The organism is Dorea phocaeensis, assembly GCF_900240315.1.
Taxonomy (GTDB): Bacteria; Bacillota; Clostridia; order Lachnospirales; family Lachnospiraceae; genus Dorea_B; species Dorea_B phocaeensis.
Genome location: NZ_OEPZ01000002.1, coordinates 203,483 through 227,373, shown reverse-complemented (window position 1 = coordinate 227,373; position 23,891 = coordinate 203,483). Strand labels below are relative to the sequence as shown.

General features: G+C 44.2%; 25 protein-coding genes and 1 tRNA gene. 20 read left to right on the top strand and 6 right to left on the bottom strand.

The features are described 5' to 3' along the window. The first annotated feature begins 84 nt into the window (after positions 1-84). The 11 genes from C0979_RS05060 to C0979_RS05010 all read left to right on the top strand — a co-directional run bounded on the left by C0979_RS05060 (position 85) and on the right by C0979_RS05010 (position 10,625). Positions 85-768, top strand: a complete 684-nt coding sequence (locus C0979_RS05060) for a GTP pyrophosphokinase (RefSeq protein WP_101694983.1) — start codon at positions 85-87, stop codon at positions 766-768. 100 nt (positions 769-868) lie between these two features. After that, complete coding sequence (locus C0979_RS05055; protein WP_101694982.1) at positions 869-1,528, top strand: PHP domain-containing protein; 660 nt, start codon at positions 869-871, stop codon at positions 1,526-1,528. A 101-nt stretch (positions 1,529-1,629) separates the two neighbouring features. Then, positions 1,630-2,235 (top strand): sulfurtransferase-like selenium metabolism protein YedF, encoded by a 606-nt coding sequence (gene yedF, locus C0979_RS05050; protein ID WP_101694981.1) that lies wholly within the window; start codon positions 1,630-1,632, stop codon positions 2,233-2,235. Between the two features lie 114 nt (positions 2,236-2,349). After that, positions 2,350-3,390, top strand: coding sequence for a selenide, water dikinase SelD (gene selD / locus C0979_RS05045; protein ID WP_200816241.1), 1,041 nt, complete (start codon positions 2,350-2,352; stop codon positions 3,388-3,390). A 33-nt stretch (positions 3,391-3,423) separates the two neighbouring features. Next, positions 3,424-4,851, top strand: a complete 1,428-nt coding sequence (selA, locus tag C0979_RS05040; protein ID WP_101694979.1) for an L-seryl-tRNA(Sec) selenium transferase — start codon at positions 3,424-3,426, stop codon at positions 4,849-4,851. 14 nt (positions 4,852-4,865) lie between these two features. Further along, entirely contained in the window at positions 4,866-6,782 is a 1,917-nt protein-coding gene (selB, locus tag C0979_RS05035; protein ID WP_101694978.1) for a selenocysteine-specific translation elongation factor, read from the top strand. Further along, positions 6,779-7,708: a selenium metabolism-associated LysR family transcriptional regulator gene (locus C0979_RS05030; protein WP_101694977.1), complete on the top strand. Its 930-nt coding sequence runs from the start codon at positions 6,779-6,781 to the stop codon at positions 7,706-7,708. Before selB ends, C0979_RS05030 begins: the two co-directional genes overlap by 4 nt. Positions 7,709-7,872: 164 nt before the next feature. Beyond that, positions 7,873-9,009: an aminotransferase class V-fold PLP-dependent enzyme gene (locus C0979_RS05025; protein ID WP_101694976.1), complete on the top strand. Its 1,137-nt coding sequence runs from the start codon at positions 7,873-7,875 to the stop codon at positions 9,007-9,009. 18 nt (positions 9,010-9,027) lie between these two features. Continuing rightward, positions 9,028-10,125 (top strand): YedE family putative selenium transporter, encoded by a 1,098-nt coding sequence (gene yedE / locus C0979_RS05020; RefSeq protein ID WP_101694975.1) that lies wholly within the window; start codon positions 9,028-9,030, stop codon positions 10,123-10,125. Positions 10,126-10,182: 57 nt separating this feature from the next. Beyond that, positions 10,183-10,386, top strand: coding sequence for a sulfurtransferase TusA family protein (locus C0979_RS05015; RefSeq protein WP_101694974.1), 204 nt, complete (start codon positions 10,183-10,185; stop codon positions 10,384-10,386). A 2-nt stretch (positions 10,387-10,388) separates the two neighbouring features. Next, positions 10,389-10,625: a putative Se/S carrier protein gene (locus C0979_RS05010; RefSeq protein ID WP_101694973.1), complete on the top strand. Its 237-nt coding sequence runs from the start codon at positions 10,389-10,391 to the stop codon at positions 10,623-10,625. A gap of 93 nt (positions 10,626-10,718) precedes the next feature. Here the strand turns inward: C0979_RS05010 and C0979_RS05005 are convergent, their stop codons facing one another. After that, the gene (locus C0979_RS05005) at positions 10,719-11,306 is read right to left on the bottom strand and encodes a TetR/AcrR family transcriptional regulator (RefSeq protein WP_101694972.1); all 588 of its coding nucleotides are present in this window, start codon (positions 11,304-11,306) and stop codon (positions 10,719-10,721) included. Positions 11,307-11,441: 135 nt separating this feature from the next. Further along, on the bottom strand, positions 11,442-12,476 hold the full coding sequence (locus C0979_RS05000; protein WP_101694971.1) for a proline racemase family protein: 1,035 nt from the start codon (positions 12,474-12,476) through the stop codon (positions 11,442-11,444). A gap of 296 nt (positions 12,477-12,772) precedes the next feature. Here C0979_RS05000 and C0979_RS04995 point away from each other — a divergent pair. The 8 genes from C0979_RS04995 to C0979_RS04960 all read left to right on the top strand — a co-directional run bounded on the left by C0979_RS04995 (position 12,773) and on the right by C0979_RS04960 (position 20,044). Next, positions 12,773-12,870: transfer RNA gene (locus C0979_RS04995), tRNA-Sec, on the top strand. 164 nt (positions 12,871-13,034) lie between these two features. Further along, the gene (locus C0979_RS04990) at positions 13,035-14,435 is read left to right on the top strand and encodes a proline reductase-associated electron transfer protein PrdC (protein WP_101694970.1); all 1,401 of its coding nucleotides are present in this window, start codon (positions 13,035-13,037) and stop codon (positions 14,433-14,435) included. Positions 14,436-14,594: 159 nt separating this feature from the next. Next, positions 14,595-16,457 carry a D-proline reductase (dithiol) proprotein PrdA gene (gene prdA, locus C0979_RS04985; RefSeq protein WP_101694969.1) on the top strand — a complete coding sequence of 621 codons (1,863 nt, stop codon included), beginning with the start codon at positions 14,595-14,597 and terminating at the stop codon, positions 16,455-16,457. A gap of 17 nt (positions 16,458-16,474) precedes the next feature. Beyond that, the gene (locus C0979_RS04980) at positions 16,475-16,774 is read left to right on the top strand and encodes a CBO2463/CBO2479 domain-containing protein (RefSeq protein ID WP_101694968.1); all 300 of its coding nucleotides are present in this window, start codon (positions 16,475-16,477) and stop codon (positions 16,772-16,774) included. Positions 16,775-16,776: 2 nt separating this feature from the next. Beyond that, on the top strand, positions 16,777-17,502 hold the full coding sequence (prdB, locus tag C0979_RS04975; protein WP_101694967.1) for a D-proline reductase (dithiol) protein PrdB: 726 nt from the start codon (positions 16,777-16,779) through the stop codon (positions 17,500-17,502). A gap of 149 nt (positions 17,503-17,651) precedes the next feature. Further along, complete coding sequence (gene prdD / locus C0979_RS04970) at positions 17,652-18,419, top strand: proline reductase cluster protein PrdD (protein WP_101694966.1); 768 nt, start codon at positions 17,652-17,654, stop codon at positions 18,417-18,419. A gap of 12 nt (positions 18,420-18,431) precedes the next feature. Then, a complete protein-coding gene (locus C0979_RS04965) occupies positions 18,432-18,914 on the top strand; it encodes a glycine/sarcosine/betaine reductase component B subunit (RefSeq protein ID WP_101694965.1) in 483 nt (160 codons plus the stop codon). Between the two features lie 509 nt (positions 18,915-19,423). Next, complete coding sequence (locus tag C0979_RS04960) at positions 19,424-20,044, top strand: YcxB family protein (protein ID WP_101694964.1); 621 nt, start codon at positions 19,424-19,426, stop codon at positions 20,042-20,044. Positions 20,045-20,138: 94 nt separating this feature from the next. On the opposite strand, the gene C0979_RS04955 is transcribed toward C0979_RS04960, so the two are convergent. The 4 genes from C0979_RS04955 to C0979_RS12090 all read right to left on the bottom strand — a co-directional run bounded on the left by C0979_RS04955 (position 20,139) and on the right by C0979_RS12090 (position 23,092). After that, entirely contained in the window at positions 20,139-21,008 is an 870-nt protein-coding gene (locus C0979_RS04955; RefSeq protein WP_101694963.1) for a sulfite exporter TauE/SafE family protein, read from the bottom strand. Positions 21,009-21,237: 229 nt separating this feature from the next. Then, a complete protein-coding gene (locus tag C0979_RS04950; protein WP_101694962.1) occupies positions 21,238-22,110 on the bottom strand; it encodes a sulfite exporter TauE/SafE family protein in 873 nt (290 codons plus the stop codon). A gap of 114 nt (positions 22,111-22,224) precedes the next feature. Beyond that, positions 22,225-22,719 (bottom strand): LysR family transcriptional regulator substrate-binding protein, encoded by a 495-nt coding sequence (locus tag C0979_RS12095; RefSeq protein WP_242962663.1) that lies wholly within the window; start codon positions 22,717-22,719, stop codon positions 22,225-22,227. Between the two features lie 4 nt (positions 22,720-22,723). Further along, positions 22,724-23,092 (bottom strand): LysR family transcriptional regulator, encoded by a 369-nt coding sequence (locus C0979_RS12090; protein WP_242962649.1) that lies wholly within the window; start codon positions 23,090-23,092, stop codon positions 22,724-22,726. A 421-nt stretch (positions 23,093-23,513) separates the two neighbouring features. On the opposite strand from C0979_RS12090, the gene rpsJ reads away from it, so the two are divergent. Then, the gene (gene rpsJ, locus C0979_RS04940) at positions 23,514-23,831 is read left to right on the top strand and encodes a 30S ribosomal protein S10 (protein ID WP_101694961.1); all 318 of its coding nucleotides are present in this window, start codon (positions 23,514-23,516) and stop codon (positions 23,829-23,831) included. Positions 23,832-23,891 lie beyond the last annotated feature (60 nt).

Genomic DNA, 23,891 nt, shown 5'->3' with positions numbered 1-23,891 from the left:
GTGAAATCTGTGACAGAAGGCAGTCGGGTATGGTATAATATCCATACAGAATTTAACTCTTCGGTATGAGAGGAGAGAGACGACATGGAACATGCAATTAGGAATTATGAGGATGTGGACAGCTGGAAGACAATTATGTTCCTCTATAATTCAGCATTAAAAGAAGTCGGAACCAAGCTTGAAATTCTAAATGATGAATTTCAGCATGTACATCAGTACAATCCGATTGAACATATCAAGACAAGAGTGAAGACACCGGAAAGTATCGTTAAGAAACTTCGCAAATATGGATACGAGACTTCCATAGAGAATATGGTCAAGTATGTCAATGATATTGCGGGAGTCAGGCTGATCTGTTCTTTTACGTCAGATATTTATCGTTTGGCAGAGATGATTGGAAATCAGAGCGACCTGAAGGTTCTGGCGATCAAAGATTACATTAAAAATCCAAAAGACAGCGGATATAAGAGTTATCATATGCTGGTATCCGTTCCGATTTTCTTATCCGACAGTGTTGTGGATACGAAGGTTGAAATTCAGATCCGAACGATTGCCATGGACTTTTGGGCAAGTCTGGAGCATAAAATTTACTATAAATTCGAAGGGAATGCCCCGGAGTATATCAGCAAGGATTTGAAGGAATGTGCAGAGATGGTCTCTACACTGGATGACAAGATGTTATCCTTAAATGAAGCAATTCAAAAAAGTCTGGAAGAACAAGAAGAGTTAAAGACTGAATCGAAAAAAGAGGAGAGTGTGCATATATAGATTCTATCTATATGCACACTCTTTTATTATAAAACTCTATTTGATGAAGCGGTGGATAATTTATATAATAGAGACAGAGATTGTGGAAGGAGCGAAAGCCATGTTTATCGATATGCATATGCATGAAAAGACATATTCAAAAGATAGTTTTCTGTCTCTTGATGAGATCGTTCAGATCGCGAAGGAAAAGGGACTTGGAGCAGTTTGCATTACGGACCATGACAGTATGGGCTTGAAAGAAGCTGCAAAAGAATATACGGCAAAAACGGGTTTCCCGGTGTTTGTAGGGATTGAATATTATTCTCTTCAGGGAGATATCGTCGCATTTGGAATTGAAGAGTATCCGAAGGAAAGGGTTTCGGCGCAGGAGTTTATCGATTTGGTTAAAGCTCAGGGAGGCGTATGCTTTGCGGCGCATCCGTTTCGGAACAACAGAAGAGGCCTCGAAGAGCATCTTCGAGAAGTGAAAGGCCTCGACGGACTGGAAGTTTTGAATGGAAGTACTTCGGTGAAGGCGTGTCAGAAGGCGGCAGAGTATGCGATGGATCTGGGGCTTTTCACCCTGGGATCCAGCGACTGCCATGTGCCGGAGAAGGTTGGGGTGTGCGCGACCTGGTTTCCGGATACGGTTCAGACCATGGAGGAATTCTTGAAAGCATTTCGCGAAGGACAGATGCGTCCTGCATATTATGCGGACGGGTCCTACCATGTGATTGAGGTAAAGGAGTACCGGAGAACACCTCTGGCGGCTTTTACATAAGATTTAGGAAAATAGAAAGAAAACGTTTACCTTTTCTTTGATCAGTGATAGAATATATCTATAAGTGAAGAGGCAGACGGACTTGGAAAGGTGGAATTGACATGATTACAGTAAATGCAATGGGAGACAACTGCCCGATCCCGGTAATTAAGACCAAAAAAGCAATGCAGGCATTGACAGGAGCGGAGACAATCGAGGTGCTGGTGGATAATGAGATCGCCGTACAGAATGTAAGTAAGATGGCAGCAAGTGCTGGAGGTCAGTTATCTTCTGAGAAGCTTGGAGAAGGAGAATATAAGATTACGATCCGGATGGAAGGCGCGCCGGTATCAGAGGGCCGGGCGGAAGAAAGCTGTATGCCGGATGCAAGAGACAATACGGTTGTCGTAGTTGCATCTGATCGCATGGGAGAGGGGAATGATGAACTGGGTAAGGTGCTGATCAAGGGATTCATTTTTGCGGTTACCCAGCTTGATACACTGCCAAAAGCAATGCTTTTCTATAATGGAGGAGCAACCTTGACGACAGAAGGATCGGATTCTTTGGAAGATCTGAAGTCTCTGGAAGCGCAGGGCGTAGAGATCCTGACTTGTGGGACATGCCTTGACTATTACGGGCTGAAAGACAAGTTGGCTGTAGGAAGCGTGACTAATATGTACAGCATCGTTGAGACGATGGCAAATGCAGAAAAGATTTTAAGACCATAGTGGTCGAAAGAAGCGGCAAATGCCGCAAGGCAAATAAAAAGTAATGAATGAAAAGGGCCGGATTCCCGATGAAACCAGGGACTCGGCTCTTTTGCAAGGTAGGAGGATAAAATTATGAAATCTGACGTCAGACTGACGACTTTAAGTAAAACTGCGGGATGAGCGGCCAAGATAGGTCCGGAGACCCTTGCTCAGGTTCTGGGCAAGTTACCGCAGTTCCATGATGAAAATTTGATTGTAGGTATTGAAACATCGGATGATGCCGCCATTTACAAAGTCACAGATGAGATCGCGATGATCCAGACGGTAGATTTCTTTACTCCGATTGTAGATGACCCTTATATGTTTGGCCAGATTGCAGCAGCCAATTCCTTAAGTGATGTCTGGGCCATGGGCGGGGAGCCCGCTGTGGCACTGAATATTGTGGGATTTCCAAACTGTCTGGATCCGGCAATTTTAGGAGATATTCTGGCAGGAGGCGCTGCAAAGGTAAAAGAAGCCGGCGCAGTTCTGGTGGGCGGTCATTCGGTACAGGATGATGAGCCCAAATATGGACTTTGCGTGTCTGGCTTTGTACATCCGCAGAAGATTTTCAAGAATTACGGCTGCCGTCCGGGAGATATCCTGGTGCTGACCAAGCAGATTGGAAGTGGAGTTGTTAATACAGCTATTAAAGCAGAGATGGCTTCTGCATCTGCCATTCGGGAAGCGCAGACGGTGATGGCATCTCTGAATCAAAAAGGAAAACGGGTGGTGGAGAAGTATAATGTCTCTGCCTGCACGGACATTACGGGGTTTGGGCTCTTGGGACACTGCGTAGAGATGGCATCGGCGAGTGAAGTGACCTTTGAGATTAATGTTCGGGATGTGGCGTATTTTGCAGATGCCATTGATTATGCGAAGATGGGGCTGATTCCGGCAGGAACTTACAAGAACCGAGGGTATTCTATCGGTAAAGTGGATGTCGGGTCCGTAGAAGAGCATTATTTGGATCTGCTCTATGATCCACAGACGTCAGGCGGGCTTTTAATTAGTGTGGCGCCGGATGATCTGCCGGCAATGTTGAAGGATTTTCAGAATGCAGGAATGGATACGGAAGTATCCATTATCGGAAAAGTCGCGCCAAAGAGCGATAAGTGGATTCGTCTGTTTTAGAGGATGAAAGAAGGATAGAAGGGAACCAGAACAATGAATAAAAATATGTTATACAGAAAAATCCCGAAGGTAGATGTGCTTCTGGAAGAAGAGAAGCTTCAGCTGCTGATTACAAAATATAGCAGAGAGACAGTGATGGAGGCCGTTCATTTGGAGATGGATCGGTTAAGAGCATTTATTGGGCAGTGTGAGGAAGAAGAGGAAGGTCTGCAGCAAATCGAACAGTTGCGAGAGCGGATTGAGCAGAGAGTGTCTGCGATGCATACGCCGAATATGCGAAAAGTGATCAATGGAACGGGAACGATCCTCCACACCAATTTAGGCCGTGCGCCGATCAGCAGAGAACATATGCAGCGGATTGCCGAAGTGGCAACGGGCTACTCTAATTTGGAATACAATTTGGAAGAGGGACGGCGTGGAGAGCGGTACTCTCATTTTGAAAAGCTTCTGTGTAAGATTACGGGATCGGAAGCGGCCATGGCAGTGAATAACAATGCGGCGGCAGTTATGCTGATCTTAAGCTCGCTTGCAAAAGGGGGAGAAGTGGTAGTATCCCGTGGTGAACTAGTGGAGATCGGAGGAAAATTCCGAATTCCGGATGTGATGGAACAAAGTGGTGCAGCGTTGGTAGAGGTTGGAACAACGAACAAAACCCATTATGATGATTATGAGAATGCCATTACAGAGGAGACAAAGGCGCTTCTTAAGGTGCATACCAGTAATTACCGGATTGTGGGATTTACGGATACAGTGGGAATTGACGAGCTGATTCCACTGGCAAAGAAGCATGATCTTCCGGTAATCGAAGACTTAGGAAGCGGTGTGTTGATCGACTTAAGTAAATATGGACTTACTTACGAGCCGACGGTACAGAATTCCATCGAAAAAGGAGCGGATGTAGTCTGCTTTAGCGGTGACAAGCTTCTGGGAGGTCCACAGGCAGGAATTATTATCGGTAAGAAGAAATACATCGATAAGATGAAGAAGAATCAGCTGACCCGTGCACTTCGGATTGACAAATTTACAGCGACGGCTTTGGAGCTGGTGCTGCAGGAATATTTATCTGAGGAAAAAGCAATTCAGAATGTTCCGGTACTGCGAATGATTACCAGATCCTTGGAAGAGGTGACGAAAGAAGCAAGAAGACTCTGTACGATGCTCAAACGCGCCAAACTTCCGGCTGCGATTGAGGTGGTCTCCTGTGAGTCGCAGATTGGCGGAGGTTCTCTTCCGCTTGAGCGGATTCCGAGCATGGCAGTGGCAATTCGCCCTGAGAAGATCAGTGTGGCAGAGCTAGAAGACCGGATGCGCGCGCTCCCGGTTCCGGTGATCCCAAGAGTCTTTAACGACATGGTGGTGTTGGATGTACGAACCATAGAAAAAGAGTCGGTGAAGTTGATTGTGGAACAACTCAAAGAGTTGGATGTGATGGAAGAAACAAGTAAGGCAGCGAGACGGTAGGAGCGGGCGAAAAGATGAAGAATATTATTATTGGTACGGCAGGTCATATCGATCATGGGAAGACAACACTGATCAAAGCCCTGACTGGAAGAAATACAGACCGCTGGGAAGAAGAGCAGAGACGGGGGATTACCATTGATTTGGGATTTACCTACTTTGATCTTCCAGGCGGAGACCGGGCAGGAATTATTGACGTGCCGGGACATGAGAAATTTATTAATAATATGGTTGCCGGAGTTGTGGGGATGGATCTGGTGCTTTTGGTGATTGCGGCAGATGAAGGTATTATGCCGCAGACCAGAGAGCATATGGACATTCTGGGACTTCTGGGAATTGAAAAGAGCATCATTGTGCTGAATAAATGTGACCTTGTAGATGAGGAATGGCTGGAATTGGTAGAAGAAGAAGTCAGAGAAGAATTGGAGGGAACCTTCCTGGAACAGGCACCGGTGGTAAAGGTGTCAGCGGCAACGGGAGAGGGGCTCGATCACCTGATTGATGTGATTGGGAAGATGACCAGTGATGAGGTGGCGGCAAAAGACGTTCACACCATCCCGAGGCTTCCGGTAGACCGGGTATTTTCCCTGTCGGGCTTTGGAACAATTATTACGGGAACATTGGTTTCCGGAACCATTGCAAAAGAGGATACGCTGGAGCTGTATCCGATTGGAAGGGAGTGCAAGATTCGCAGTATTCAGGTGCATGGGCAGGATCAGCAGAAATGCTATGCAGGACAGCGTGTGGCCATCAATCTTTCCAACATTAAAAAGAAAGAGATCAGCCGCGGTTGTGTGCTGGCTCCGCCGAATAGTATGAAGAACACAGATCTTTTGGATGTGAAACTGAATGTACTGGAATCTTCCATGAGGATCCTGACGAATCATACAAGACTTCATCTTTTTACGGGAACCAGTGAGATTTTGTGTCGGGCGGTGCTTCTTGATAAGGAGGAGATCGGTCCTGGCGAGAGTGGTTTCGTACAGCTTCGGCTGGAGGAAGAAATTGCGGTACGCCGCGGGGATAAGTTTGTGGTTCGCTTCTATTCGCCGATGGAGACCATAGGAGGGGGCATGATTCTAGAGCCAAATCCGCGGATTAAGAAACGTTTCCAGCAGGATGTAATCGAAGAACTGCGGCAGAAAGAATCCGGTTCTTCCGCGGATATTATTGAAATGCATGCAAAACAATACGCAGATACCTTGATTACGACAGCAGAACTTGCCAAGCTGACGGCTCTGTCGGCACAGGAGATCAGCGAAGATATAGAAGAATTGGAAGAAAAGGGAATCGTCCAGGTATTTCCGATGCGTAAAGATACCTATATCTGGCATGCGGATTCAGAGCGGGCGGCGAAAGAGACGCTGACGGAAGCGCTTATGGCATACGAAGCCAAATATCCTTACCGATATGGCATGAAGAAGGCAGAGATCCAGATGACTTATTTCCAGAAGATGAAACCGAATGTGTTTGATCGGATTGTAGATCGGCTGGTGGAAGCTGGTACGGTAAAGCGGGTGGATGAATTCTTATGCACTCCGCTTTATGAGGTGCGAAAGGATGCGGTTTATGAGAAAGTTTCCGGGCTTTTGCTTGGGAAATTTGCGGATGCCAGATATGATTTTGTCCGTTATTCAGAGATTGAAGGCAAAGGAACAGAGCAGGGGATCATGGACGATATCTTGAATATTCTGATTCAGGAATGCCAGGTAGTAAAGGTGACGGATGATATGTATACATTGGCAGAATATATGCAGGAAGCAAGGGAAAAGATAGAAGCAAAGTTAAAGGAAGATCCTGTCATCACCATTGCACAGGTAAGAGACATGTTCGGAACCAGTAGGAAGAGTGCGAAGCCGATTCTGGAATATATGGACAGCATCAAGGTGACGAAGAAGACGGGAGCAGAGAGCGAAAGGGTAATATATTCATGAATTTGAAACAGTTAGAAGCGTTTGTACAGGTTGCGGAAGGTGGAAGCTTTTCTAAGGCGGCAAAAGAGCTGTTCCTGACTCAGCCCACCATCAGTGCCCACATCTCTTCACTGGAAAAGGAACTTAACAGCCGCCTTTTTGTGCGGAATACCAAAGAGGTAGGGCTTTCGGAAGATGGAAAAGATCTATATAAATATGCCAGACAGATGATTGACTTGGAAAAGCAAATTGAAGAGCGGTTTGAGACGAAAGAGGATGGAGGCAGACACTGTATTACCATTGCAGCGTCTACCATTCCGGCTCAGTATCTGCTTCCGAAGGTGCTGACGCGTTTTTCAGAGCGCTATCCGGAGGAACAGCTGAAGATTCTGGAGACGGACAGCTCTCAGGTGGTGATGCGGATTGTTGATCATATGGTGGATGTAGGGTTTACAGGAACAGTGTTGGAGAAGAAGCACTGCAAGTATATTCCGTTCTATAAAGATGAGCTTGTGATAGTGACTCCGAATACGGAGAAGTATCAGCAGATCGAAGCGGAAGGGGGAGAGGATCTCTCTTGGCTTGCTGAAGAACATTTCATTATGAGAGAAGAAGGGTCTGGAACAAGAAAGGAAGCGGAAAAGCAGCTTCGGCGTGCCGGGGTGAATTCGGACAGTCTGGATGTACTGGCAAGTATTGAGAACCAGGAGACCATTAAGAAGTCTGTCCGCCAGGGGATGGGAATTTCAGTTCTGTCACGTTTGGCCACAAAAGATGAGGCGGCAGCAGGCTTTATCAAAGTCTTTCCGATTCCGGGAGCGGATGAGGGACGAGATATCAATCTGGTTTATAACAAGAATTATCAGCTGTCCCGGTCGGCAGAGCGCTTTATCAAGGTTGTAAAAGAAGTTTATCAGGTTGGGAAACAGGCTCAGAGCAACTTATAAACGAGAAAATAATGTGGGAATATAAAAGGGGGAGATGCCGGGTATAGATGCCTTCTATAAGTGGAGGGTTTTATCCGGCATTTCAATTAGACGAACATAGAAAGAGAGCATATACTAGAAGATAGGCAGGGAAGGCGCCTGTTGCTGAAAGGATGGGGAAGCAAATGATATATTTGGATAATGCAGCGACGACGATGCATAAGCCACAGGAAGTAATTGATGCAGTGGTGGCGGCTATGAGTTCTATGGGGAACGCCGGAAGAGGTGCTAATGAGGCGTCTCTTAGCGCATCTCGGATCATTTATGATACCAGAGAAAAGTTGTGCAGGCTGTTTCGTGGGACGAGTCCGAAGCAGGTAGTGTTTACCGCGAATTCCACAGAAAGCTTAAATATTGCAGTGAAAGGTCTGTTGAAGCCGGGAGATCATGTGATTACTACGATGCTGGAACATAATTCTGTACTTCGACCGCTGTATGAAATGGAGAAAAAAGGTGTCCTTTTAACGATCGTAAAAAGTAACGAGATGGGTACGTTAAAGATCGAAGATATTGAGAAGGAAATCCGGCCGGAGACGAAGATGATTATCTGTACGAATGGCTCCAATCTGACTGGTAATTATATTGATCCGAAGCCGATTGGAGAACTGGCACACCGCCATGGTGCGCTGTTTGTGCTGGATGCATCTCAGACGGCAGGTGTATTTCCGATTGACGTGCAGGATATGCAGATTGATGTTTTGTGCTTTACCGGCCACAAGGGACTTTTGGGTCCGCAGGGAACCGGAGGCATGTATGTAAAAGAAGGGCTTCAGATTCGCCCGTTAAAGAGCGGAGGAAGCGGAATTCAGACTTATAGCAAGACCCACCCGGTGGAGATGCCGACAGCATTGGAGGCAGGAACCTTGAACGGGCATGGGATTGCAGGACTTCACGCGGCACTTTCCTATTTGGAGCGAACAGGAATTGATACCATCCGTGCCAGCGAGCAGGAATTGATGAAGCGCTTTTATCTGGGAGTGAAAGAGATTCCGGGCGTGAAGGTATATGGCGATTTTAGCAGCATGAACCGCTGTGCGGTGGTGACGCTAAATATCGGTGATTATGATTCTTCAGAAGTAAGTGATGAGCTTCTTACAGAATATGGAATTTCAACCAGACCGGGAGGTCATTGTGCACCGCTTATGCATGAGGTGCTCGGAACGGTGGAACAGGGGGCTGTAAGATTTAGTTTTTCTCATTACAATACGGATGAGGAGATAGAGACCGCTATCCGGGCCATCCGGGAACTGGCGGAAGACTAAAGACTAGGAGGAATGAGAATGAATTTATCAGATTCAAAGAAGAAACTCGCATTGGCCGGTGTGGTATGCGGACTTGTAGCGGCATGTCTGGCATATTTTGGCAATCCGGCAAACATGGCATTTTGTATCGCATGTTTTATTCGTGATACTGCAGGAGCATTTGGAATGCATCAGGCAGAGGTGGTACAGTATGCAAGACCGGAGATTATCGGTTTGGTATTGGGGGCATTTATTATCTCTGTAGCAACGAAAGAGTATCGTTCTACGGCAGGTTCTTCCCCGATGATCCGTTTTATCCTGGGAATGGTAATTATGATTGGGGCACTGGTATTTTTAGGATGCCCGCTTCGTATGGTAATTCGTATGTCCGCAGGAGATTTAAATGCATGGGTAGCATTGATTGGATTTGTCCTTGGTGTTGCGACCGGTGTGTTGGCGCTTAAGAAAGGCTTTAGTTTGGGAAGAGCTTATGTAACGAACAAAGAAAGTGGATATGTATTGCCGGCAATTGTTGTAGGAATTCTGATTCTATCACTTGCAACCTCTCTTCTGAAAGAGAGTCAGACTGGTCCGGGAAGTATGCATGCGCCTGTAATTATAGCTCTTGTTGGAGGACTTATCTTTGGTGCATTTGCACAGAAGTCCAGAATGTGTTTTGCAGGAAGTATCCGTGACGTGATCTTGATGAAGAACTTTGATCTGTTCTCTGTGATTGCAGGATTATTCGTTGTAATGCTGATCTTCAATATAGCGACAGGACGCTTTGTTCTTGGATTTAATACACCGGGAATTATCGCACACTCTGATCATTTGTGGAATATCCTTGGAATGTATGTAGTAGGATTTGCAGCAGTTCTGGCAGGAGGATGCCCGCTTCGTCAGCTGATCCTTGCAGGTCAGGGTTCTTCTGATGCGGCAGTTACAGTAGCAGGTATGTTCGTAGGTGCGGCATTGTGCCATAACTTAGGACTGGCTGCCAGCGGAACAGCATTAAACCCAGAGACAAAAGAACTTGTTGCTGGTGCAGTACCGTTAAATGGAAAGGTTGCCTGCGTGATCTGTATTGTTGTTTGCTTTATCATTGCATTCACAAACAAGAGAAAAGAGACGAAATAGAAAAATAGGATTGAACTATTAGTGATTACATAGTATTCTAAGAAAGAAGGGAAATATATGAAGGAAGTAGATGCAAGAGGTTTATCCTGTCCAGAGCCGATTATGCTGACAGCAGAGGCGCTTAAAGGGGCACAGGGAGCTGTGAAGGTACTGGTTACTGAGCCTCATCAGAAGATGAATGTTGAGAAATATGCCAAGGATCATGGAAAGAAGACGCATTCTGAGGAGAAAGATGGATACTTCGAAGTGGTGATTGAGTAAACATGAGAAAGAAAGAACTGAAGTTAGTGGTGACGTTCCATACGACGGCGGATGCCATGGCGATGGAGAAAGCTTGTAAGGAACAGCAGGTGCCGGGGCGCATCATTCCGGTTCCGAGAATGATTTCAGCCGGATGCGGGCTGGCATGGTGTGCGGATCTTGAAGACAGAGAGCAGATTGCTGCTATGATGAAAGAGACGGGCATCGAAGAAGAAGCCATGCACGAATGTATGGTGTAAAGTGTAAAAGAAGAAGGACGTGCAGATTTTGCGAAGAGAAATGTTCTCGGCAAGATTTGCACGTCCTTTTTGGGATCGGAGGTATTCATATCGTCATACTCCTTTTTCAAACATATCCAATACATGGGGCAGAAGCCGGTCACTGTATTCGGTCAGGGAATATTTCCCTTTGAAAAGCGCCCAATCATAAAGAAGTGCACGCTCATACATGGCATAGACGTTCATTAGTTCGCCAGCGCTGCTACTGTTTTTAAATTCCCCACTTTCCAGTCCGGCTTCAATGATCTCAGTGATCCATTGAAAATAGAATCGCTTTTTATCGGACAGGGATTTCTTGTCTTTGGTTACTAACTGGGAAGAATACAGGGAGGCAAGCAGTTTGATGTCGATGCTATGCTCAATCATATCAAACAATTCATGGTTTAGGTATAACAGCTTGTCTCGGCAGCTCATGTTGTCATCGATGAGCGGAACCAGTTCTTCGTACTTTTCATCAAAAAGATAGGATAAAGAATTAAGAAGCGCTTCTTTCCCTTTAAAATAGTGGTAAAAAGTACCTTTCGATGTCTTGGATGCGGCAATGATCTCTTCCACGGTAGTCTGTTCGTAGCCGTTTTTGTAGAATAGATTCCAAGCTGACTTGACGATACGTGCTTTGGTAGACTGTCTTTTACGTGGCATTTTTAGTAAATCCTTTCTTTAATCTTATAAATTCGCATATGACTATCATATATGATGTGTTGCCAAATGGCAATGCTGAAATGAAAAAGAGGCGGATTATTGTAAATCCGCCTCCAATATAACCTTTCGGAAATATTAACCTACCTGGAAACCATATTTCAATGGATCAGTTGGGTCAATCAGGTATGTAGCAACACCTGTTAAGTAGCAGCTTCCTGTGATCATTGGGATAACTGCATCGTAATCAGCAACTTTTGTAGTTTCTTTGATTACACCTTTGAAGAGGCTGCCTAAGAAGCTTTCGTAAATGAATTCTTCTCCAACATTGATCTCTCCCCAGTGATACAGAGTAGCAAGTTTAGCACTTGTACCTGTTCCGCATGGTGAACGGTCAGCCATAGCATCTCCGAAGATAACTACGTTTCTCATGTTAGCTTTGTCTGGGTTTGGTGTTGGTCCGTAGAATTCAACAAGGTCAACGGTATCGATGTCAAGTAATGGATGCTTAACAGGGATCTCTTTGTTGATTACGTCCAGCATCTTCATACCAAGTTCGGTATAAGCAGGAACGGTTTTCTGGTTAATCTCTCCGATATCCAGTTTTGTTGTGTCAACCAGTGCGAAGAAGCTTCCACCAAAGGAGATTGTGAATTCGATCTCTTTTCCGTCGATGGTAACTTTCTGGTTCTCTTTGTAAACGAATGCTGGTACGTTTGTTAAAGTAACGTGCTCAACCTTTCCGTCTTTTACGAAAGCTGTTGTGCGGATTAATCCTGCAGGAGCATCCAAAACAACTTCGTTCTCGCCTTCGTGCATTTCCTTTAATCCAGATTCAAGGATAACAGTAACAGCACCGATCGTACAGTGTCCGCACATGTTCAGGTATCCGCCTGTATCCATGAACATTACACCGAAGTCAGCTTCTTTGCTGACTGGTTCGCACAGGAAAGCACCAAACATATCGTGGTGTCCTCTTGGCTCGAACATCAGAGCTGTACGAACTTTGTCGTAATTCTCTTCCATCCATTTTTTCTTCTCGATCATTGTGTTGCCTTCTGGCTCCGGGAATCCACCGATTACGATACGGCAGAATTCTCCAACGGTATGAGCGTCTACAACCTGAAGAGCTGCTTCAAACCGGTCGAAGTTAACATTAGCTTTTAACTCCATAATAAATACCTCCTTATTTGTTCAGCTATAGACAAAATCTATAACTTTTTATAAGAACACATAGAAAACACCCCTCGTTTTCATAGTGCTTCTTTTATAGGAAATGTAAAGAAACCGCGAATCACGATATAAAATTAACAATTAGACCGTATTCTAGTATTCCGTTCAGTTCGTTAAGTTCATTATGGACGAAACACCTTGAAAAGTCAATGCTTTTTTGATATTATAAAAATAAATAAAAAGTGTTGAAATCCGCGAAAAATTGTGATATGGTTAACTAGCATGAAATGATGTATGGGGGTAGATGGGTAACTGGTGTGCCTCCTAGTCTTCAAAACTAGTGTTGGGCGTTAAGAGCGTCCTGGGTGGGTTCGATTCCCACATGCCTCCGCCAAAAAATAAGAAAATTTTGTTAAAAAAATGGCGAAATAAGAGGTTGCATCATTTATAGATAAAATTAATAAATAAACAGCGGGAAATAAACGCAGAATAAGTAAACGGGATGGCAAGTTTCGTTTTTTACTTATATTATAAATGAAAGAAAAGGAGAAGTATGTCATGGGAAAAGTACAGTTGTTATTACGTCAGCACGTAGGTGCTCCGTGTGCTCCATGTGTAGAGGTTGGGGCAGATGTGAAAAAAGGTACTCTCATTGCTACACCAACAGGACTTGGAGCTAACATTTTTTCAAGTGTGTACGGAAAGGTGACAGAGATTACAGATGACAGCATCATTATCGAAGCAGCGGATGAACAGCCAGATGAATTCGTTCCGATCGATGTTCCGGCAGATGCAACCAAGCTTGACATGGTAAAAGCAGCAGGAATCGTTGGAATGGGAGGAGCTGGTTTCCCGACAGGTGTGAAGCTTGGAATTGATCTGTCAGCAACTGAGATGGGAGAGATGGATCCGGAGATCAACCCGGAACTTCCGGCAGACTTTAAGATTGAGCACGGATATATCCTTGTGAACGCAGCTGAGTGTGAGCCGGGACTTGAGCACAATATCAGACAGATCGAAGAACAGTGCGATAAAGTGATCGCAGGTATCAAGTACAGTATGGAGATCACAAAGGCTGATAAGTGTATCATTGCTATTAAGAAGAAAAACCATAAAGCGATCAAGACATTACAGGCAGCGCTGGCAAATGAGCTGGACATTATAATGCACTTGATGCCGGATATTTACCCAATGGGTGAAGAGCGTGCGGTAGTAAGAGAGTGTCTTGGGGTCAACCTGACAACCGTTCAGCTTCCTTCAGCAGCAAGATCTGTGGTATTGAACCTAGAGACAATCTGCAAGATTGCAGAAGCTATTGATGAGAAGAAACCATGCATTTCTAAGAACTTAACAGTTCGTGGAAAACTGGTTGGCGGAAATGAAGCTCACGTATTCATGGATGTTCCGGTTGGAGTAAGTGTTGGCGAATTGATTGAGAGAGCCGGAGGAATCGACGGCAAATATGGCGAGATCATCATGGGAGGAGCCTTTACTGGAAAATCTACAGAGATGGATGCGCCGATTACAAAGACTACGGGAGGAATTCTTGTAACTGTTGAATTCCCGGATCTTCACGGAGCGAATATGGGGCTGCTTGTCTGTGCATGCGGAGGAAGTGAAGAGCGTATGCGCGAACTGGCAGAGAAGATGAATGCCAAAGTTGTGTCTGTTGCAAGATGTAAACAGGCAATTGAAAATAAACCAGGAGCACCTCTTAAGTGCTTAAGACCTGGTAACTGTCCAGGACAGGTTAAGAATAACATGCAGTTCAAGAAAGATGGATGTGAATACATCGTTATTGGTAACTGCTCTGACTGTTCCAACACTGTTATGGCGTCTGGACCAAAGATGGGATTGAAAGTATTCCATCAGACAGACCATGCAATGAGAAGTGTGGGACATGCATTGTACAGAAGCCTGAAGGTTTCTAAACAGGTAAGCCAGGATATCGATTTCTAAGATATCCGGAAATGCAAAGGTATTACTGCTGTAGAAGGCGGCTGCGAAGGACCCCCGATTCTTTTGTGGCAGGAGTGGCTGAGAGGTGAGCTCCGAGTGCGCCGGAAACGGTTGTAAATATACATTTTCTATGCAAACCAAACAAGGAGGGAAAACAATATGTCAATCACAGCTGAAACAGCTAAAGCACATGCTCATGATCCTGCGGTATTATGTTGTAGAGCCGAAGCTGGCATCACAATTGAGCCGGCAAATCTGGAAGATCCAGCAATCTTTGATGATCTGGTAGATTCAGGATTATTGAACCTTGATGGTTGTCTGACCATCGAAGAAGTTTTGGGAGCAAAACTTACAAAAACTTGTGATTCTCTTGCACCATTGACTGTAGATGTACTGGATGGAGTGAAAGCAGTAAGCGCTCCGGCAGAAGAGGAAGAGGTAGCAGAGGAAGAAGCAGCACCAGTTGCAGCACCGGTAGCACCATTGCCGCCACACGCAGCAGGTGGAACATTAAGAATCCACATCGGAGAAGGAAAAGATATCAATCTTGAGATCCCGGTTGGAGCGCTTGGAGCAGGCGGCGCAGCAGTTGCAGAAGTTCCAGCAGGAGCAGAAGCAGTAGTAGCAGGCGCAGCAGCACCAGCAGCAGAAGTTGAAGAAGAAAAGGTTGTAAGATCTCTTACAAGAAAACACTTCAACATCACAGAAGTTAAGAGAGGACCAGAGACAAAGATTGAAGGAACAACTCTTTACATTCGTGAAGGTATTGAAGCAGAAGTTATCGCTGATGATGACCTGGTAAAAGATTTCCACTTAGAGATTATCACACCAGATTTATATCACACATACTCTGAGACAGTTATGGACGTTCAGCCAATCGCTACAAAAGAAGGCGATTCTGAACTCGGAAGCGGTGTAACAAGAGTACTTGACGGCGTTGTAATGATGCTGACAGGTGTTGATGAAGGTGGAGTTCAGATCGGTGAGTTCGGTTCTTCTGAAGGATACTTAGACGAGAATATTATGTGGGGTCGTCCAAGCTGTCCAGATAAGGGGGAAATCTTCATCAAAGGTAACATCGTTATCCAGGAGAAGACAAACATGGAGCGTCGTGGACCTATGGCTGCTCACAAAGCATTTGATGTTATTACACAGGAAATCCGTGAAGTTATGAAGAAACTTGACGAGAGTCTTGTAGCTGATACAGAAGAGCTGAAACAGGTTCGTCGTCCAGGTAAGAAGAAAGTTGTTATCGTTAAGGAAATCATGGGACAGGGAGCTATGCATGATAACTTCATCCTTCCTGTAGAGCCAGTTGGTGTTCTTGGGGCAAGAGCTAACGTAGACTTAGGAAACGTTCCGGTTTGCGTATCTCCATTGGAAGTACTTGATGGATGTATCCATGCATTAACATGTATCGGACCTGCATCTAAAGAGATGTCCAGACATTACTGGAGAGAGCCACTCGTTCTGGAAGCATTGCATGATCCGGAAGTTGACCTTTGTGGTGTTGTATTCGTTGGATCTCCTCAGATCAACGCTGAGAAATTCTACGTATCTCGTCGTGTAGGACATACTGTAGAGATGATGGATGCTGATGGAGCATTTGTAACAACAGAAGGATTTGGTAACAACCACATCGACTTTGCAAGCCATATCGAGCAGATCGGTATGAGAGGAATCCCGGTAGTAGGTATGTCTTATTGTGCAGTACAGGGAGCTCTCGTTGTTGGTAACAAGTACATGCAGTACATGGTTGATAACAACAAGTCTGAGGCTGGTATCGAGAATGAGATTCTTGGTAACAACACACTTTGCCAGGAAGATGCTATTCGTGCACTTGCTATGCTTAAGACAGCTATGGCTGGAGAAGATGTTAAGGCTGCTGAGAAGAAGTGGAATCCAAACGTTAAATCTACAAACGTAGAGTTAATTGAGGACGCGTACGGAAAGAAGATTGACCTGGTTGGAAACGAGCAGGAACTTCCAATGAGCGAGAAGCGTAGATTAAAATACAGCTAAATCGAAGGTGTTCTTAAATGAATAATGAACGTTTGAATTATGGCGACAAGGTCATTTATATGGAAGGTGTTGTGGTAGATATCGATGACTGCAGTATCAGCGTTGATTTGAAAGGACGCCTGGGGTTCTTTAAAGCACCGAAGCGGATGTTTATCTGTGATACTGAACCGAAAGTGGGTCAGGAATTTGGATGGAATATGAGCTTCCCGGAGCAGTTAGGACCTGAGATAAATGAGCACTACGTCAGCAACATAGAAAAAGAAAGACGCAAACAAGAAGAAATGGGTAAGCGTTTGGATGATAATAAGGAGGTCTAAAAATGAGTTTAACGGTTGTTAAAGGTTTACAATCTGAAATCTTCGTTCCTATTACTCCGCCGTCTGTATGGACTCCTGTAACAAAAGAGTTGAAAGATATGACTATCGCTCTTGCAACAGCAGCAGGTGTTCATCACAAAGATCAGGAAAGATTCAATCTTGCTGGTGACTTTACGTGGAGAAAAGTAACAGATACAATGCCATCAGATGAATTGATGGTATCCCATGGTGGATATGATAACAGTGATGTTAACAAAGACATCAACTGTATGTTCCCAATTGACAGAATCCATGAGCTGGCAAAAGAAGGCTTTATTAAAGCTTGTGCTCCAGTACATGCAGGATTCATGGGTGGTGGTGGAAACCAGGAGAAATTTAAAAATGAAACTGGTCCGGCTATCGCACAGATGTTCAAAGAAGAGAATGTTGACGCAGTAATCCTCACCGCTGGATGAGGTACCTGCCACCGCTCTGCAGTATTGGTGCAGAGAGCGATTGAAGAAGCTGGAATTCCTACAATTATTATTGCAGCTCTTCCACCAGTTGTACGTCAGACTGGTACTCCTCGTGCAGTTGCTCCATTGGTACCTATGGGTGCTAATGCTGGTGGACCGCACAATGTTGAACAGCAGACACAGATCGTTAAAGCAGCTCTTGAGCAGTTAGTTGAAATCCAGACACCTGGAAAGATCGTACCACTGCCATTTGAGTATGTAGCTAAGATCTAATTTTAAGATGCTTGGAGGGGCAGATGTATTATACATCTGCCCTTTTTTGAAAAGTAAGAGAACGAAATTTATGAGGATGGTGTTTTAGGAAAGAGAGAGCACTGTCTCGAAAGATGAAATAGCGTTCGTTATAAAATGGAGGTGGAAAAATGGCAGATCAGGTAAAGGACCTGCGCCGTCTGGTGATTAAAGCGTTCCATATGACAGAGGTAGAGTGGGGCGAACACAATGACATCACGACGGATGGCCATATGACGGTCAGTAAAGAAATGATCGATAAGCTGGTCGCAGAAGATGACTGTATTGAAAAAATCGATATTCAGATCATTAAACCGGGAGATCATGACCGCTGGACCAACACGATTATGGATATTATTCCGATTTCTACAAAGGTGCTTGGAAAGATCGGAGAAGGAATTACACATACGGTTACAGGCGTTTATGTCATGCTGACGGGCGTGGATGTAAATGGTAAGCAGTGCCACGAATTCGGTTCTTCTGAGGGAAATCTGAAAGAACAGCTGTATCTGAATCGTGCGGGTACACCGGGAGATGATGACTATATTATTTCTTTTGATGTAACCTTTGCAGCGGGTATGGGACAGGAAAGACACGGACCATTTACGGCACACAGAATCTGTGATGAGTTTATTCAGAGCTACCGTGAGAAACTGAAAAAATTCAGAGGAGATAAGTGTACAGAGCGCCATGAGTATCATGACCAGGTAAGACCGGGAAAGAAAAAAGTAGTGATTATCAGACAGGTGGCAGGACAGGGAGCGATGTACGATACGCATTTATTCCCGAACGAGCCGTCGGGAGTAGAAGGCGGACGTTCCATCATAGAGATGGGCAATATGCCGGTAATGATTACTCCAAATGAATATAGAGACGGAATTATCCGTTCTATGCAGTAGGAGGTGTAGATTATGGGTATTGGACCATCAACAAAAGAAACATCATTGCATCATTTCAGAGATCCGCTTCTTGAAGTAGTAGCGGAAGATACAGACCTGGATCTGATGGGAATTATCATCGTGGGAACACCGGATGACAATAAAGATAAGCTGCTTGTGGGAACGAGAGCAGCAGCTCTTGCTGAATGTATGCGCGCGGATGGGGTTATCCTGACATCCGATGGATGGGGAAACAGCGACGTGGATTATACCAATACATGTGAACAGCTTGGTATTCGCGGTATTCCGGTTACAGGACTTAATTTCAGTGGTACAGTGGCACAGTTTGTTGTTGTAAACGACTATCTGGATGGCATCGTAGATATCAATAAGAGTGCAGATGGTACAGAGACTAATGTTGTGGGTGAGAACAATATGGTGAAGGTAGACTGTCTGAAGGCGAAGGCGCTGTTGAAGTTGAAGATGCGTCAGAAAGAGCAGCATGATCAGGCATAATGCATATATAGATAACAATATGAATACTTATGCATTTTGTCAATGGATCAGAAGCGAAAGAAAAGGCACGACGTCCGAACTGTCGTGCCCTTTCTTTTTGGTATGTCATTGAGAGGTTTTTCCTCGTTGCATTGCAGTTTTGCTATATACACAAAGCTGGGGAATGCTCCTCTGAAATAGAGGAAGTATATATAAATTGGAGTCCACTGCTGCAAGGATGTTCTTGGGGGAAACAACCGGCAACTGTGTAACTGCAATAACAACCTTAACTAGGTTAAAGTTAATATAGCACTTTTGAAAAGTGGTGTCAATGTGTCGAAAATAAAAAGATAAAATTTGTATAAAGTTACAGAAAAAGTGATTAGAAAAGCGGTCTATTTATGAGTTTTAACAAATTAATGAATTAATGGAATAAAGCAAAAGGTGAGAAAAAGAAATGTAGAAATGGTTTGCAAAAAACAGAAGGATATATTATCATAAACCATAGAAAATACAAGGAGAGAGGAACTATGACAACAGTATATAAGCTAAAGAGTAAGCATACGAAAGAGGTGCTGGAGGATTTTATCCGCTTTGACAATAAGGTGCGTCATCCGCTCACGAAAATGCACCTCACTGTATTGGGGATTGGATTTTTGGTGCTGGGCTATCTGCTGCGTGCAAAGACGGCGGGAATGATTGCCTGCTTTGTGGCGGGAGGCATCATGTTAGGCATTATGTTATTTTCGTATAAGATTGCATTTGTGAAGTTGTCCAGTCAGGATCAGGATTATATAGATCAGAATGAGATTACATATCTTTTTGGGCAGGCGGAACTTCGGATTGAGAATCCGGCCTGGGGAGAAAATGTCCATGTGAAATATGGCGAGATCAGTATGTTGTATGAAGATAAGAAAAACTTCTATATCTGTAGAAACAATGAAGAGCTCTATCTTCTGCCCCATGCAGACTTCGTAGAAGGTGCTGTGGATGGGTTTAGGCGCTTTTTAGAGGATAAGACGAAGAAGATATGGGTGAACACACAGCTGCCGTTAAAAGAGAGAATTAAGCGCATGAATGCAGCGAGAAAAGAAGCAAACAGACTCCACGATGAAGAGGTTGAAAGACGGCGGAAAAACAAAGGAAGATAGAGCTTTTTTGAAAGACTGTAGCGTGTATAAGCTGTGCTAAATATGAAAAAAAGGATTTCCCGAGTGGGAAATCCTTTTTTATGTCCATATTCAATTAAGCAGCTTTTGTTGCATCCTTGAAGAATACGATAGCTGTGTAAACCATAACTACGATAACTACCCATGTCAGGATTGTGATTGGTAAAGACTTAACAATGAAGTAAGCGATCAATACACCAATGATACCTCCGATGGTGAGCAGTAGAGATGCTTTTCTGTCGTATTTTCCTTCTTTAACGAATTTGATTCCGCAAGCTGGCATCAGGAATGCACAAGATCCCATCATAACTGGGAAAGCAGCCTGAATGTTCATTCCAAGAGCACCGATCATAGCCATACATGGTGCGTACAGACCAACACCAACGGTCATAAGAGCTCCTAAGAAGAAGTTAACAACAACACCGATTACAAGTTTAGCACCTGTTAATCCGGTAGCTGTTCCGGAAGCGCCGAATGGACCGATTTCCAACAGTTTACATCCCATAACAACTGCGAGGATCAAAAGAGCAGAACCTAAAGCGATACGGATCTGTTTTACAGGAAGCTTGGATACGATACCAGCTCCGATGTAAGAACCGATAGTAGCTGCTGCAAGCAGAGCAACCAGGGTAATAGTATCCATCTCGATCAGAGTCAGGAATAATACGAACTCTGTTACGACTGGGATAGCATCTCCGATGTTCAGAGTACCTGGCATTGTCTCATCAGGACTGGACTTTGTAAATTTGAAACCAGCCTGTGTGGTTGCGAAACTTCCGATTCCAAGAGTATCAAGGAAGTTTGTGATTACACCGATGATGAACAGTGGGATTACTTTCTCGCCAGTGAATTCGTCTTTGTGTGCAATCATGTCTTTGATCCAGTAAACTGCAAATACGAGTGTGTACAGGATAATGACGATACGTAAAATTAATGTAGCATTCATAATTCATCCCTCCAGATTGGTTGAAAAGTAAAAAATGGAACAGATTCGCCTTTCTTTTATGTAATGAAATATAAATACCCCGATATTTTTATACTTCGTTAAAAATCCCACGATCTGTTCTTTATATAATTTTAGCAATTCCTATGCCAAAAGTCAATCAAATTATACAGAAAAAGCACGGATAGCCCGTGCTTTTTTTACAAATATGTAAAAACCTGACATGTAGTCATTATTTTTTTTGTTTTTTTGCGTCGTGGAAGAATAAAGCGGCACAGATTACCATTACGATACAAACCAGATAGGTCAGTAAGGTGAGCGGCAGGGAGGTTACAATGAATCCTGCGATCAGAACACCGATAGAGCCGGCAATCAGCATAGGGATAGTAGCTCCGCGCTGATATTTTCCTTCCTTAATAAATGTGATTCCGCATGCAGGACACAGGAATGCGCAGGATCCCATCATAATTGGGAAGGCTACGTCTGTGCTCATGCCAAGCAGAAGAATGAGTGCCATGCATGGTGCGTACAGACCGATTCCGGCGGTCATTAAGATTCCCAGAATGAAGTTGCCGATGACTCCAATAACCAGCATAGCTCCACTTAAACCTCTGGCGGTTCCTACCATTCCGAATGGTCCGATGGAATTGATCTTACACAGAGTAACAGCTGCTACGATCAGAAGTGCGATACCCATGATGACGCGGATTTTCATAATATCCATTCGGGAGATAATCTTTGCACCGAGAATAGATCCAAGGATGGCGGATCCGATCATCAGAACCAGTGTCAGAGGATCTACGCTGATGCGGGTCATGGTAATGGTTGCTTCTACGCAGATCGGGATTGCGAAAGCAACGTTCAAAGTACCCGGAATCAGATCATCGGAGATAGATTTGTTAAACTTCCATGCAGAAGTTGCGATTGCGTAGCTTCCGATTCCCAGCGTGTCGAAAAAGTTTGCAATCAAACTGATGATGGAGTTGAATCCTAATTTGGCTTTATCAAGTTCTTGCTTGTGTGCCTTCACGTCTTTAAACAGTATTATAATGAATGCAATTGCGAAGATCCACATGAAAATAAGTAAAATTGTTGAAGCGCTCATAAAAAATACCTCTCTTTCATTTGTGGAAAATTTTGTTTCAGTATAATCAATTGTGAAATAAATGTCAAGCAAAAGATTAAAAAATCTAATGCCGGCATTACAAAAGGTTATGACTTAGAGAAGAAAAACTTTTGCATATTCCAAAAAGCCTTTGGAAGCTGGTGACAGTTCTTCCTGAGAGGAGAAGGCAAGTCCAAGTTTCCGATAAGCGCGCGGGAGGAGGGGGAGGGTGGTGTAGTTCCCGATCTGTCCGCGAAGTAGAAGCCCTGGGAGGATTGCAAGGCCCAGATTGTGCTCTACCATAGAAAGAGATGAAAATTCATTAACGGTCACATAGCGGATATCCGGAGTGACCTGATGTTCTTTTAAGATTCTGTGAATATCGCTTCCGGGTGTATACTCGGTGATGATAAAGGGCTGATTGTTGAAATCCTCGATGGGAATTGCGTCCTGCGCTGCAAGAGGATGCCCTTTGGGAAGAACGGCGAAAAGCTCATCGTTCATTACCGGGAGAAACTGATAACGCTGTTCTGACTGATAGCTGAGGAAACCGATATCTACCTTTCGTTCCTGGATCCATTCGGCAAGTTCGCCTTCTGATCCTTGTATAATTTTAAAGTGAATGTCTGGGTGTTTTTTGCTGGAATTCCTGGATGATTTTAGGGATCCAGTGGATAGAACAGCTTAAGTATGTACCTATTATAATAGTGCCGGTTTGGGCACCTTTTAGTGCGGCGATCTCCTGACGGATGACTTCCTCGGCGTGGAGAAGGGAACGGATGGCTGGGAGGAGTGCTTTTGCCTCGTCGGTCAGGAAGGTGCCATGACCAACCTTTTTAAATAAGGAAAAGCCAACGTCCTTTTCCAGTGTCTTCATCATTTGGGTGATGCCGGACTGTGTATATCCAAGTTCCAGACCTGCGCGTGTGAAGCTGCCGTGATGATCTACGGCGAGCATGACTTTCCATTTCTTGATATCCATAATGTGGTTGCCCCCTGTGTCTGTAGTGTGTATAATGTCAATAGCTCATTGCTCTTGGCACTTATAATAGAGAAAAAATAGGTGGGCTACAAGGTGAAATGTGGAAAATAAGCGAAGTTTCTGATTGTACGAAAAAAAAAACAATATTTAAAAGAAAATGCTTGCAAAAACGGATTTTATCATTTATACTGAAAAAGCTGTGACATGATAGCTGTGAAACGTGAGGTTGCTGCTTATAATAGCAGGTTTTCCGTGGAGCGAATGTCAAGTTAGGAAACTGGCGACAAGTCACTGTACGAAACTATAACGGCCGCTGAAATGTGGTAACAACGTGTGAGGTTCTCACGACACACACGGGAGAGTGTACAGTCACCGCTTGTCGTACTGAAGTTAAAAGTACGAAAAGGAGGCGACTTTTTTTATGGCAAGTCAAGTAATGAGAATCACTTTGAAGGCTTATGATCACCAGTTGGTTGATGCATCTGCCAAAAAAATCATCGAAACTGTTAAAAAGAATGGATCTAAGGTGAGTGGACCGGTTCCGCTTCCGACAAAGAAGGAAGTTGTAACAATTATCAGAGCTGTTCACAAATACAAAGATTCCAGAGAGCAGTTTGAACAAAGAACTCATAAGAGGCTGATCGATATCATCACACCAACACAGAAAACGGTTGATGCATTATCTAGATTAGAGATGCCGGCTGGTGTATATATCGACATCAAAATGAAAAACAAATAAGAACACAGTAATTCCTAACATTTAGGATGAACGCCAAAGTGCGTTCCGCTGTAAATCACA